This is a genomic window from Streptomyces sp. NPDC003943 (assembly GCF_053605265.1).
The window spans coordinates 86796-99450 of the sequence record NZ_JBSGIW010000011.1 but is presented as its reverse complement, the minus strand read 5'-3'; the positions used below and the strand labels follow the sequence as shown (position 1 = coordinate 99450).

The 12655-nt window shown below is 73.0% G+C and carries 8 protein-coding genes; 1 reads left to right on the top strand and 7 read right to left on the bottom strand.

What is annotated here, in order from left to right; all coding sequences use genetic code 11:
- Nucleotides 1-11: 11 nt before the first annotated feature.
- The 7 genes from ACWEV0_RS07330 to ACWEV0_RS07300 form a co-directional block, all read right to left on the bottom strand.
- Nucleotides 12-1748 carry a protein kinase domain-containing protein gene (locus ACWEV0_RS07330; protein ID WP_453147285.1) on the bottom strand — a complete coding sequence of 579 codons (1737 nt, stop codon included), beginning with the start codon at nt 1746-1748 and terminating at the stop codon, nt 12-14.
- A gap of 114 nt (nt 1749-1862) precedes the next feature.
- Complete coding sequence (locus ACWEV0_RS07325) at nt 1863-3608, bottom strand: glycoside hydrolase family 35 protein (protein WP_453147283.1); 1746 nt, start codon at nt 3606-3608, stop codon at nt 1863-1865.
- A 104-nt stretch (nt 3609-3712) separates the two neighbouring features.
- The gene (locus ACWEV0_RS07320) at nt 3713-5674 is read right to left on the bottom strand and encodes a glycoside hydrolase family 5 protein (protein WP_453147282.1); all 1962 of its coding nucleotides are present in this window, start codon (nt 5672-5674) and stop codon (nt 3713-3715) included.
- 113 nt (nt 5675-5787) lie between these two features.
- Nucleotides 5788-6693, bottom strand: coding sequence for a carbohydrate ABC transporter permease (locus ACWEV0_RS07315; RefSeq protein ID WP_453147280.1), 906 nt, complete (start codon nt 6691-6693; stop codon nt 5788-5790).
- A 5-nt stretch (nt 6694-6698) separates the two neighbouring features.
- Nucleotides 6699-7706 carry a carbohydrate ABC transporter permease gene (locus ACWEV0_RS07310; protein ID WP_453147278.1) on the bottom strand — a complete coding sequence of 336 codons (1008 nt, stop codon included), beginning with the start codon at nt 7704-7706 and terminating at the stop codon, nt 6699-6701.
- Nucleotides 7706-8977 (bottom strand): ABC transporter substrate-binding protein, encoded by a 1272-nt coding sequence (locus tag ACWEV0_RS07305; RefSeq protein WP_453147277.1) that lies wholly within the window; start codon nt 8975-8977, stop codon nt 7706-7708. Before ACWEV0_RS07305 ends, ACWEV0_RS07310 begins: the two co-directional genes overlap by 1 nt.
- A 160-nt stretch (nt 8978-9137) precedes the next feature.
- Complete coding sequence (locus ACWEV0_RS07300; protein WP_453147275.1) at nt 9138-10298, bottom strand: ROK family protein; 1161 nt, start codon at nt 10296-10298, stop codon at nt 9138-9140.
- A 124-nt stretch (nt 10299-10422) separates the two neighbouring features.
- Between ACWEV0_RS07300 and ACWEV0_RS07295 the strand changes: the two genes are divergently transcribed.
- Nucleotides 10423-12537, top strand: a complete 2115-nt coding sequence (locus tag ACWEV0_RS07295) for an alpha-galactosidase (RefSeq protein WP_453147273.1) — start codon at nt 10423-10425, stop codon at nt 12535-12537.
- Nucleotides 12538-12655 lie beyond the last annotated feature (118 nt).

Genomic DNA, 12655 nt, shown 5'->3' with positions numbered 1-12655 from the left:
GGGCCGGGAGCTCAGCAACGGGCGAGTGTGCCGCCGTCCAGGGCCGACTTGTCGCCGAAGATCCAGCCTTCGGTGTCCGTGCCCGCGATCCGGGCGTAGATCCACTTGTTGGCCTCGGCGTTGGTGACGTAGCACTCGTAGGAGACCTTCGTGCCGGTGTCGATCGCGGTCACGTAGGAGCACTTCGCGTACGGCCCGGTGTAGAGGTGGGTGTTCCGGGAAGCGTGGCCGGTGCCGCTGCTGCGGTCCGAGTGGGCCCAGCCGGTGCACGCCGTCGACACCGGGACGGGCTCCTTCACCGTGGCGCTGGGCGTCGCCTTCGGGGCGGACGACGGGCTCCCGGCCGGCTTGTCGGCTCCGTCGCCCGGCGCCGACGTGGAACCCGTCTCCCGGTCCTCGGCCTTGTTCGAGGGGGTGGCGGACGGCGTCTCGCCGGGGTTGACGGACGTCAGGCTCCCCGGGGAGGTCGGGTCGTCGGTCGGGCCGCCCGCGTCGGACGTGTCGCCGCCGGCGGAGGCGCTCGCCGCGGGGAGCGCCGTGGCCGGCCCGTCGCCGCCCCCGGTGCCCCTCATGTCCATCAGCGCGTAGGCGACTCCGCCGCCCAGGAGGACGGTGGCGGCCGCCACCGCCACGACGGTGCGGGTGCGGCGGCGCGCGCGGACCGTCGTGGCACGGGTCTCGGAACGGCCGGGGTGACCGGCGGGTACGCCTGGCGCGGTGCCCGGCTGCGGGGCGGCGTACGGGCCGGCCGGCGGGTAGGGGGCGACGGGCTGCGGGGCGGGCTGGGAGAACGGCGCGGCGACGGCGGGACCGAAGCCCGGCGGAGTGACGGGCTGGGGCGCCGGCGCCGCCACAGTGCCGGGCCAGGGCGCCGGTGCCGCCGCGAGGTCCGCCGTCATGCCTCCGGCGACCGCCTCCAGCATCTCGCGCGCCCGGGCGGCGTCGGGCCGCTGCAGCGGGTCCTTGGCCATCAGCGCCCGCAGGACCGGGGTGAGGGGTCCGGCGCGCCGGGGCTCCGGCAGCGGTTCGCCGACGATCGCCGCGAGCGTGGACCACACCGACGTACGGCGGAAGGGCGCGGCGCCCTCCACGGCCGCGTACAGGGTCATGCCGAGCGCCCAGATGTCCGACGCGGCGCCGGGGACCTGGCCCTGCGCGCGCTCCGGCGGCAGGTAGTCGAGGGAGCCGACGATCTGGCCGCTCTGGGTCAGCTTGGCCAGGGCCTCGTCGCCGGAGGTGTCCATGCTGGCGATGCCGAAGTCGGTGAGCACGACCCGGCCTCCGCGCTCGAGGAGTACGTTGCCGGGCTTGACGTCGCGGTGGAGGACTCCGGCCCGGTGCGCCGCGTCGAGCGCGTCCATCAGCCTGGCGCCGATCGCGGCCGCCTCGCGCGGCTCCAGCGAGCCGCGCTCCGCCAGCACGTCGTCGAGCGAGGGCCCGTCGACCAGCTCCATGACGATGACGGGCAGCCCCCGCTCCTCCACCACGTCGTGCACGGTGACCACACCGCTGTGCCGGATGCGGGCGGCGGCCTGTGCCTCCCGCTGCATCCGTAGCCGCAGATCGGCCAGTTCGGCCGGGGAGGCGTCGGTGTAGGCCCGCAGGACCTTGACGGCGACCTCGCGGTTCAGCAACTGGTCGACCGCCCGGGCGACGACGCCCATGCCACCGCGCCCGATCGTCGCGGTCACGCGGTATCGCCCGCCCAGAACCTCGCCGACCAGATCCGCGCCGTTCGCCCCCGTCACGTGTCACATCCCGTTCGTCGCACTGTTCGAAATCCGCCAACCGGCGGCCACCAGAGTAGGGGTTCGCGCATGTGCGAGTGCGCACGGCCCCTCCCTCGCCGCCGGTCGGCGGTGTCACTCCTGGGTCGGGCCCAGGTCCGGCCTGTCCCGCAGTTCCACGGTGCGTGTGGTGGTGGCGTGGAGTTCGAGGACGGTGAGCTCGTTCCGGCCGGGGCGCAGCGCCGGCGCCGGGACGTAGAGCGTGCTCTGCGGGCCCCGGGACCAGTAGCGGCCGAGCGGGAACCCGTTGACCCAGGCGTGGCCCTTGGTCCAGCCGGGCAGGGCGAGGTAGCCGTCGGCGGGCCGGTCGAGTTCGAACGAGCCTCGGTGGAAGGCGGGGCCGGCCAGGGGTACGGCGGGGGTGAAGGCGATCGCGCCGAGGGTGTTCAGGGGCAGCGGGCGGCTGGTCCAGGGGGCGAGTGCGGCACCGTTGACGGTGACCGGGCCGAGGAGACCCTTGCGGTCGTGGATGCCGGGGCCGTAGTTGACCCGGCCCTGGTTCTCGACCAGGACCTCCAGGCGTGCCCCGGCCCGGGGCACGGTGAAGGCGAGGGCGTGCTCGTGGCGTTCACGCTCCAGTACGCCGACGGGCTGGCCGTCCACGAACACCTGGGCGCGGTCCCGCACCTCGCCGATCCGCAGCACGGCCGGGCCCTCGGCCGGCAGCACCGACTCGTACAGCACGAAGCCGAAGTCCTGGCCGAGCTGCTCCATGCCGAGCGGGCCCGTCGCCTCGACCGCGCCGCCGAGCGTCCGCGCGTGCTCCAGCAGACCGGCGGAGCTGTCGAGTTCGACGGCCGACGGGGAGAGCTTCGCGGCGGGGGCGGGCAGCGGTTCGGCCGGGACGGGCGCGTATCGGGAGATGACCTCGCGGAAGGCCTCGTACTTGGCGGTGGGGTCACCGGCCTCGTCGAGGAGCGAGTCGTAGTCGTAGGAGGTGACGGTGGGCCGGTAGGTGCCCTTGTCGTTGGCGCCGTTGGTGAAGCCGAAGTTGGTGCCGCCGTGGAACATGTAGATGTTGACGGAGGCCCCGGCGGCGAGCAGCCGGTCCAGGTCGGCGGCGGCGTCCTCGGCGGCGCGGGTGGTGTGGGTGGCGCCCCAGCGGTCGAACCAGCCGATCCAGAACTCGGAGCACATCAGCGGTCCGGCCGGCTGGTGCCGGCGCAGCTCCGCGAGCCCGGCCGCCACCCGGCTGCCGAGGTTGACGGTGCGCAGTACGCCGTCGAGTCCGCCGCGCTCCAGATCGGCGGGCTGGTCGCAGGTGAAGAGGGGGACGTCCACGCCGTGGGCGCGCAGCAGGCCGGCGAGTCCGGCGAGGTAGCCGGGGTCGTCGCCGTGGGCGCCGTACTCGTTCTCCAGCTGTACGGCGAGCACGGGCCCGCCGTTGCTGGACAGGTACGGCCTGACGGCGCGCATGAGGGCGGCGAGGTAGCCGTCGACGGCCGCGAGGAACCGCGGGTCGCGGCTGCGCAGCGCGATGCCGTCCTCCGCGAGCAGCCACGAGGGCAGGCCGCCGCCCTCCCATTCGGCGCAGATGTAGGGGCCGGGGCGGAGCAGGACGTGCAGCCCCTCGGCGGCGGCCAGGTCGAGGAAGCGGGGCAGGTCGAGACCTCCGTCCCGGTGGAAGGCACCGGGACGGGGGGCGTGGAGGTTCCAGGGGACGTAGGTCTCGACCGTGTTGAGTCCCAGCAGGCGCGCCTTGTGGAGCCGGTCGGCCCACTGCTCCGGGTGGACCCGGAAGTAGTGCAGTCCGCCGGAGATGATGCGCAGCGGTCGGTCGCCGAGCCGGAATCCGTCGGCGGTGATCTCCAGTCGGGTCATGCCGGAGTACTCCTGGGTGTCGGTGCGGGGTCCGGTGCCGGGGTCGGTCCGGGTCGGTCCGGGTCGGTCCGGGTCGGTCCGGGTCGGTCCGGTGCCGGGGTCGGTCAGGCGAGGGGGCGGCAGAGGAGCGCGTCGGGGGCGCCGCCGTGGCTCCACTGCCAGGTGTAGGCGACGCCGGCGAGGTACTCGTCGTCGGCGCACTGACCCTTGTAGTAGCCGGGCGCCCAGTCGCTCTGTACGGAACCGCCGGTCGCGGGCCGGTTGTCGCCGTGGTCGAACCAGACGTTGCGCCCGGTGAGCGGCAGCGGGTGGTCGGCCGGTGCGCAGAGCAGGGCGGCCATGGCGTTGCCGTGGACGCTGTAGCCGACGGCGAAGGCGTTGTCGGGGCACTGGAGCTTGTTGTAGCCGCTCGCCCAGTCGCCGTGGGTGACGTAGCGCTCGTCGGTGACGGTGACCCAGCCGCCGGCGGACTTGGCGGGCTGGTGGGCGTCGGTGCACAGGCCGCGGTTGGAGCTGCGGGCCAGGGCCACCACGCGCTGGGCGTCGGGGCAGTTCCCCTTGCGGTTGCCGGTGCTCCAGTCGGCCTTGGCCCGCATGGTGGCGGAGACGTTCTGGTCGCCGAAGTCGAGGTCGAGCATGTTCCAGTGGTCGACCGGGGCGATGGCCCCGGTGCGCGAGGGGGCGTTCACCAGCTTGTTCCAGTCGGTGAGCCGCCAGTCACCGGGGTCGTCGACGCTCGTCCTGCGGCCGGTGGCGTCGTACGAGATCAGCGCCCAGTTGTCGTTCGGCGTGCCGTTGGCGTCGCTCCAGCCGACCAGCGGCCACTGGGCGAAGTCGGTGTCGTTCCGCACCAGGATGTCGGTGAAGTTGCGCCACCAGGCCTGCTCCTTGGCGTTGTCGGAGCCGCGGCCGCCGGCGCCGAACTCGCTGATCCACACCGGTGCGGTGAAGTGCTGACCGGATCGGGTGACGAACAGCGCCTCGTCGTCGACGACCTGGGCGAGCTGCTCGGGGGTGAAGTCCTGGTAGCGCGGGTCGCTGGTGGATCCCGTGCTGCCGTCGGCGGCACCGGTGTTGGCGGGCCCGGTGTAGGCGTAGAAGTGCGCCGCGTAGACCAGCTTGCCGGAGTTGATCAGGGTGTTCGAGAGGTTGCGCACCGGGGTGAGCATCGGCCGGCCGTGGTCGAACAGGGCCGCGGGGATGCCGTACCAGTTGATGCCCTCCATGATGACGAGCATGTCGGGGTCGGCCTGGAGGATGCGGTTGCCGGCCTCCTCGAAGGCGGCGTACTCGTCGTGTGCGTCGCCCCAGCCCCAGTTGGGGTTGTCCCAGGTGTCGCGGCGGACCTCGTTGCGCAGGTCGGCACCGACCACCCGCTTGTTCCCCTGGTAGCGCTTCACCAGGGACACCCAGTCGTCGATCCACTGCGCGGTGGACTGGCCGCTGTTCCACCGCTCGTTGCCGTCCAGGCCGCAGCAGAAGCGGTAGCTGGTGGTGTGGTTGTTGAGGACGACGGCGAACCCGTCGGCCGTGAGCGCCTCGATGACGGCGTCGAAGACCTGGAGCGGGGTCTTGCCCTTGAGCTGCGGGTTGGCGGTGACGGCGGAGTCGGGCACCGGGGTGGTGTCGTGGACCATCGCATTGGCGAAGGGCAGCCGGACGCTGTTGATGCCGACGGCGTGGAAGTCGGCCATGATCTGCCCGATCGGCGTCCGGTCCAGGCCGAGCGGGATGTTGTCGGACTTCTGCCTCGCCTGGTGGTTGGCGACGTCGTTGACGTCGCCGCTGCCCTGCCAGGTGCCCTGTGCGCCGGCCCAGTTGCTCGCCTTGAGCTTGAAGCGGTCGCCGTTCGCGTCGACGATGTAGCGGCCCCGGGTGGACAGCGGGCCGGTCCAGGACGCCGCGAGCTGCGGGCCGGTCAGGGTGCCGGACGAGCCGGCTTCGGCCGTCGCCGGGCCGGTGGTGACGGCGACGGCGACCGAGCCGGGGACCGTACCGAGGAGCAGGCCGGCCGTGGCCAGCGCCGTGGACAGCGCCCGGACGACGCCTTTCGTGATGCCGGGCACTCGACCGGCTGGACGGGGCGAGCCGGCGGGCCTGGGCGAGCCGGCTGGACGGGGCGAGCTGGCTGATCTCATGCTGACCCTCCTAGGGGTGAGGGGTGGCCTCGCGGGGCTGCTCAGCCCTTGAGGCCGCTGGTGGCGATGCCTTCGACGATGTACCGCTGCGCGATGAGGAACATGACCACCAGAGGGGCGATGGTCACCACGGCCCCGGCGAACAGACCGGGCAGGTTGATGGTCTGGGAGGTGAGGAAGGTGGACAGCGCGATCTGGGCGGTCCAGGCGGACGGGTCCTGGCCGATGACCAGGGGCCACAGGAAGGAGTTCCAGCTGTCGATGAACGCGAGCGCGCCGAGCGAGGCGAGCATGGCGCCGGAGGAGGGCAGGGCGATCCGGCGGTACAGGCCGAGCCGGCCGAGGCCGTCCAGGCGTCCGGCCTCCTCGATCTCGCGGGGGAACTGAAGGTAGAAGTTCCGGAACAGCAGGACCGCGAACGGGTTGAAGAGGCCGGGGGCGATCACGCCCCAGAGCGTGTTGACGCCGCCCATGGAGCCGACGACGACGAACGTCGGCACGAACGTCACCGAGCCGGGGATCATCAGGGTGGCGACCACCAGGCCGAGCACGATGCCGCGTCCCGGCACTTGGATCCGGGCCAGGGCGTATCCGGCGGCCGAGGCGAGCAGCGTCGAGACCGGTGCGGTGACGGCGGCGACGAGCAGGGAGTTCCCCAGTGCCGCGCCCATGTGCAGGGCCGGGTCGGTGAAGAGGGCGGTGAAGTTCTCCCAGTGCGTCGTCGCCGGCCACCACGTCCAGTGCGGTGCCGTGAGGCTCTGCGCGTCCATCAGGGCGTTGCGCACCATCAGGTAGAACGGTGCCAGGAACAGCGCCGTCAGCAGGCCGGTCAGCAGGCCGCGCGCGCCCGGGCGCAGGGTGCCGGCCAGGGTACGGGCCGTCTTCGCCCGGACAGTCTTCGCCTGGGCCGTCGTCACCCGCGTCCTCTTCACCCGCGTCGTCCTCACGCCGTTCACTCCTCGCCCTTGCCGAAGCCGGTGATCCTGCCCTGGAGCAGGGTCACGCCCACGATCAGCGCGGTGAGGACGAAGGCTCCGGCTGATCCGAGGCCGTAGTTCTGGGTGCCCATCGCGGTGTTGTAGAGGTGGACCAGCGGGGTCTGCACGGGGGCCGAACCGGACCCGCTCAGGCCGCTGTTGAACAGGTTGTAGAACTCGTCGAACGCCTGGAAGGCGGCGATGAACAGCAGCATCAGCACGGCGACGGAGGTGTTGCGCAGCATCGGCAGGGTGATCCGCCACCGCAGCCGCCATCCGGTGGCGCCGTCGAGCGCGGCGGCCTCGTCGATCTCCTTCGGGACGGCCTGCAGCCCGGCCAGGAAGAGAACCATGTAGAAGCCGACCTGGAGCCACAGCCGGAGCGTCACGAGGACCACCCAGTACAGCGGGGGCGAGGTGGTCTGCAGCCAGGGGACGGGGTCCATCCCGAACCAGCCGCCGATCATGTTGGCCACGCCCGCCGGAAGGCCGTTGAACAGGCACATCTTCCACAGCAGCGAGGCCGCGACGTACGAGACGGCGGCGGGGACCAGGAAGGCGGTGCGCACCAGGGCGCGGCCGCGCCGGACGCGGTGCACCAGCAGGGCCAGACCCAGCGAGGCGGCGAAGGTGACCGGGACGATGGCGAGCGTGAAGAGCAGGATCTCGACGAGCGAGCGGCGGAAGGCCGCGTCGGAGAGCAGCTCCCGGTAGTTGTCGAGGCCGGCCCAGTGGCCGAGGCCGATGGTGCCGTGGGCGTCGCTCAGGCTGAGCAGGAGACTCCAGCCGATGGCGACGTACTTGAAGACGCCGAGGCCGACCAGCATCGGCCCGGTGAGCAGGAGGAACGCTCCCCAGGCGCGGCGGTCGGCACCGCGCCGGCGGTACCGGGCGGGGCCGCGCGTCGTGGCCGCGGGGCGCCCGGCACGCTCGGGGCGGTCGGGGTGCTCGGGGCGCGAGAGGGTGTCCGAGGTGGCGTTCATCAGGGCCGCTGCTTGTCCAGGGCGGTCTGGGCCTGCTCGGCCGCGTCCTTGAGGAGCCGGGCGGCGTCGCCCTGGCCCCCGACGATCTTCGTCGCGGCGGCGATGAACGGGGTGCTCACGGCGGTGTCCCAGGTGCCGGGGTTGACCCGGCCGTACCTGGCGGCGATCTGCACGGTCTCCTTGGCCGCGCCCCCGGAGAGCTTGTCCGCGGTCGCGGCGACGGACCTGCGCGGGGGTATGTGGAAGCCGTAACTCTCCGACCAGTCCTTCTGCAGCTCGGTCTGCTCCACCCAGAGCCACTGGACGAACCTCTTCGCCGCGGCCACGTTCCGGCCCTTGGCGTTGACGCAGCTGGTCCAGCCGCCGACCCGGAGCGCGGGGGTGCCGCCGGGCCTGAACGCCGGCCAGGGCAGCACGCCGAAGTCGTCGCCGAGAGCGGTCTTGACGGCGGGCATCGACCACAGGCCGCCCCACTGCATCGGGACGACGTTCTGCACGAACGCGGCCGAGTCCCACCAGTCGGTGGTGAAGCCGAGGAGCAGGGACTTGTCGTCGTGCAGCCGCTTGAGGCCGGTCACCGCCGCCACGGCCTGCGGTGAGTCGAAGACGGCCTTGCCGTCGGTGACCAGTTCGCCGCCGTTGGACCACACCGCCACGATCGGACTGTCGCCCACGCCGTCGTTGCCGAGGAAGAGGCCCTTGGTGTCCTTGGTGGTCAGGGCCCTGGCGGTGGAGACGAGGTCGTCGAAGGTGGCGGGCGGCGTGATCCCGGCCTTGGCGAGCACGCTCTTGCGGTAGTACAGCATCATGACGTCGTCGAGCGTCTTGACGCCGTAGAGCTTGCCGTCGACGGTCACCAGGTCCAGGTCGCCCTGGTTGAAGTCGGCCTTGGCACTGCCGTACACCTCGTCGAGCGGGGCGATCTGGCCGCGCCGGGCGAGCGCCTCGCTGAAGTCGCCGATCTCGAAGACGTCGGGTGCCCCGTCGGTGAGCAGGGTGGCATTCAGCTTGCTCGTGTAGTCGCCGGGGACCCAGGTGACCTTGACCGCGATGTCCGGGTTGGCCTTGGTGAAGGCGGTGGCGTAGCGGGTGACGGCCTGCTGGGTGCCGGCCTCGCCGTAGGCGTGGAACCACACGTTCAGCGTGGTCCTCGCGTCGGCCGAACCGCCGCCGGTCGGGCTGGTGGTGCAGCCCACGGCCGCGCCGGCGACGAACAGGAGGGAGCCGCCGAGAAATCCGCGTCGGCTGAGCTGCGGTCCGTATGCGCGCATGTCGCATCCTCGAGAGTGGGTGTGAGGGTATGGGTGTGTCCCGCCGGAGCGGTGCCGTGCGGGTGCGGTGCGGTGCGGTGCGATCTACGGTGCTGGCTGTGCTGTTGTGCGGGTCGTACGGTTCCTGGGGTCCTGGGGGTCGTACGGGTTTCGGTGCCGGCTACGGGAAGAGCGCCTGGACGCCCAGGACGGCGGCTCCTCGGGCCCACTCCTCCCAGGGCAGCGGACGCAGGGTCAGCGGGCACTTCGCGGCGGCCTTGAAGCAGTGCGCCGCGTAGGCCTCCCTGATGTGCGCTCCGAAGAGGTCGTACGTGTCGAGCCCTTCGCCGGTGACGACGACACGCTCGGGGCCGAGCAGGTTGACCAGGACGGCGATGCCGGTGCCGATCGAGCGCCCGGCCCGGGCGAACGCCTCGCGTGCGGCGGGGTCTCCGCCACGGGCGAGCCGTACGGCGCCGTCGAAGTCGAGGTCCGGGCGGCCGGCGCTCTCCCGCACCGCGGAGAGGATGGCGTCGCTGGAGGCGACCGCCTCGACGCAGCCGGTCTGGCCGCAGTGACACCGCGGCCCCGCCGGGTCGATGCTGATGTGGCCCATCTCGCCGGCGACCCCGTACGCGCCGGCGATCAGCTGCCCGTTGACGACCAGCCCGGAGCCGATGCCGGCGCCGATGGTGACCAGTGCGAAGTACTCGGTGCCGATCCCCTCGCCGAACCAGTGCTCGGCGGCGGTGAGCGCCTTGACGTCGTTCTCCACGGTGACGGTCAGGCCGGTCGCCTTCGCCACCGTCTCGGCGAGCGGGACGTCGCGCCAGCCGGGGAGTACGGAGTAGCGCACCCGGCCGGCCGCGCGGTCCACGTCGCCGGAGACGGCGATCCCGAGGTGGCGGGTGCGTTCCCGGAAGGCGGGCTCCGTGTCGAGGAGCGTCTCGACGAGTTCGCCGATCAGGGCGCACACCGCCGCCGGGCCGCGGTCCTCGCCCAGCGGACGGTCGGCGGTGGCCCGCATACCGGCCCGCAGGTCGCAGACCGCGCCGAACACGGCGTCGGCACTGATCTTCACCCCGACGAAGAACTCCCGGTCCACCGTGACGGCCAACGGGTTGACCGGCCGTCCGGCCCCCGGCGCCGTGCGCTCCGGGGGGAGTTCGTGCAGATACCCGTCCTCGATCAACGGGCGCGCGGCCTTGGTGACCGCGGTCGCCGACAGGCCCGTGCGGCGGGCGAGTTCGACCCGGCTGAGCGGGCCCTCGGCCAACAGCAGGGCCAGCATGGACGTTTCGGCCGGTGCGGTGACGAGTGGCTGCGAGTGGTTGGGAAACACGGCGGAAACGTACCGGCAATTAAATAACTTCGTCCAGTATTGATTTCCGGTCCCGACCGCCCCTACTCTCGGGCCGCTTCCCGACGACCGCCCTTCCGCCTCCGCGTCTCCAGGGATCTCCGCCGTGACCTCTTCCGTCTCCTTCGACCCCGCTTCCGGGCTCGGCGTCCTGCGCACCCCGAACAGCGTCTACGCGCTCCGCGTCGGCGCCGACGGGAGCCCCCGCCACCTGTACTGGGGTCCCGCGCTCGACGACGCCGTGCCGGCGGCCCTGCCCGCCCCCGTCTCCCCCGCGGACAGCAGCTTCGAGGACGAGGCGGCCGCCGACGAACTCGCCCCGCAGACCGGTGCGCGCTTCGGGCCGGCGGGCCTCCAGGTGCGTTTCGCCGACGGCACCCGTGGCGCCCAGTGGCACTTCACCGGCCACCGCGTCGAGGGCGGCGAGCTGCGGCTGCGCCTCGCCGATCGCCACTACCCGCTGGCCGCGGAGCTCTGCTACCGGCTGCGCCCGGGCAGCGACGTCATCGAGCGGTGGACGGAGCTCACCCACACCGCCGAGCCGGGCGGCGACGCCGGGCCGGTCACCGTGGACCGCCTCGACTCGGCGTCCTGGACGCTCCCCGCGCTCCCGGACTACCGGCTCAGCCACCTCGTCGGCGGCTGGAACAGCGAGTTCCAGCTGCGCCGCGACCGTCTCCCCGTCGCCGAGACCGTCCTCACCAGCCGCCGCGGTCTGACCAGCCACCACGCGAGCCCCTGGCTCGCCCTCGACGACGGCACCGCCACCGAGGAGCACGGCCAGGTGTGGAGCACCGCCCTGGCCTGGAGCGGCAGTTGGCGCGTCACGGTGCTCCGCTCCCCGGTCGGCCGCACCACCTGGACCGGCGGCTTCGGCCACGAGAGCCTCAGCTGGACGCTGAACCCGGGCGAGACCCTGCACACCCCGGTCTTCGCCGGCCTCCACAGCCCGCACGGCTTCGGCGGGGCCAGCCGCGCCTGGCACGAGTACGTCCGCTCCCACGTCCTGCCGGAACCCGGCCGGCCGCGGCCCGTGGTCTACAACTCCTGGGAGGCCACCGGCTTCGACGTCGACGAGGCCGGCCAGGTCCGCCTCGCCGGACTCGCCGCCCGGCTGGGCGCCGAGCTCTTCGTCCTGGACGACGGCTGGTTCGGCGCGCGCACCGGCGACCACGCCGGCCTGGGCGACTGGACACCCCGTGCCGACGCCTTCCCCGACGGTCTGCGGCCCCTCGCCGACGAGGTCCACCGCCTCGGCATGGCCTTCGGCCTGTGGGTCGAACCGGAGATGGTCAACCGCGACAGCGACCTCTTCCGCGCCCACCCCGACTGGGTGCTCCACGCGCCGACCCGCGAGGCCACTGAGCTGCGCAACCAGCTGGTCCTGAACCTCGCCCGTCCGGAGGTCGAGGCGTGGGCGCACCGGACGCTGGACCGGCTGGTCACGGAGCACGGCGTGGACTGGCTCAAGTGGGACGCCAACCGCCCGTTCACCGAGGCCGGCTGGGCCGGCCACCCCGATCCGGACCGGCTGTGGATCGACCACACCCGGGCCGTGCACCGCGTCATGGACCGGCTGCGCGCCGACCACCCCGGTCTGGGCATCGAGGCGTGCGCCGGCGGCGGCGGCCGGGTCGACCTCGCCGTCCTCGCCCGCACCGACCAGGCCTGGACCTCCGACAACACCGACCCCGTCGACCGGATCGGCATCCAGCACGGTTTCAGCCAGCTCCTCCCCGCGCAGGCCATGGCCGCCTGGGTCACCGACAGCCCCAACGTCGCCACCGGCCGGGCCACTCCGCTGCGCTTCCGGTTCCACGTCGCCATGGCCGGTGCGCTCGGCCTCGGCGGCGACCTCACCCGCTGGACGGAGGAGGAACTGGGCGAGGCGGCCGCTCTGGTGGCCCGCTACAAGGAGATCCGGGACCTCGTGCAGCACGGCCGCGCGTACCGCCTGACCGGGCCCGGCGGCGTCACCGCCGTCCACCACGCCGCGCCCGACGGCGCCGCACACGCCGTGCTCGCCTGGCGCCCCGTCACCCGCTTCGGTCACCGGGCCGCCCCGCTGCGCCTGCCCGCGCTGGACGACGGGGCCCGCTACCGCGACCTGGACACCGGACAGACGCACAGCGGCGCCGCCCTCCGCCGGCACGGCATCGACCTGCGCCTGCCCGCCGGCGACTACGCGAGCCGGCTGGTCCGGCTCGCCCGCCTCGACTGACGTACGGGCCGGCGTACCTGGCGTGCACCGGTCCCTGCCGCCATGTGCGCATACCTCTTTGTGTGGTCCGCCCACATGCCCCGGTGTCTGCACGTCCACCTAGCGTGGGCGCACGCGG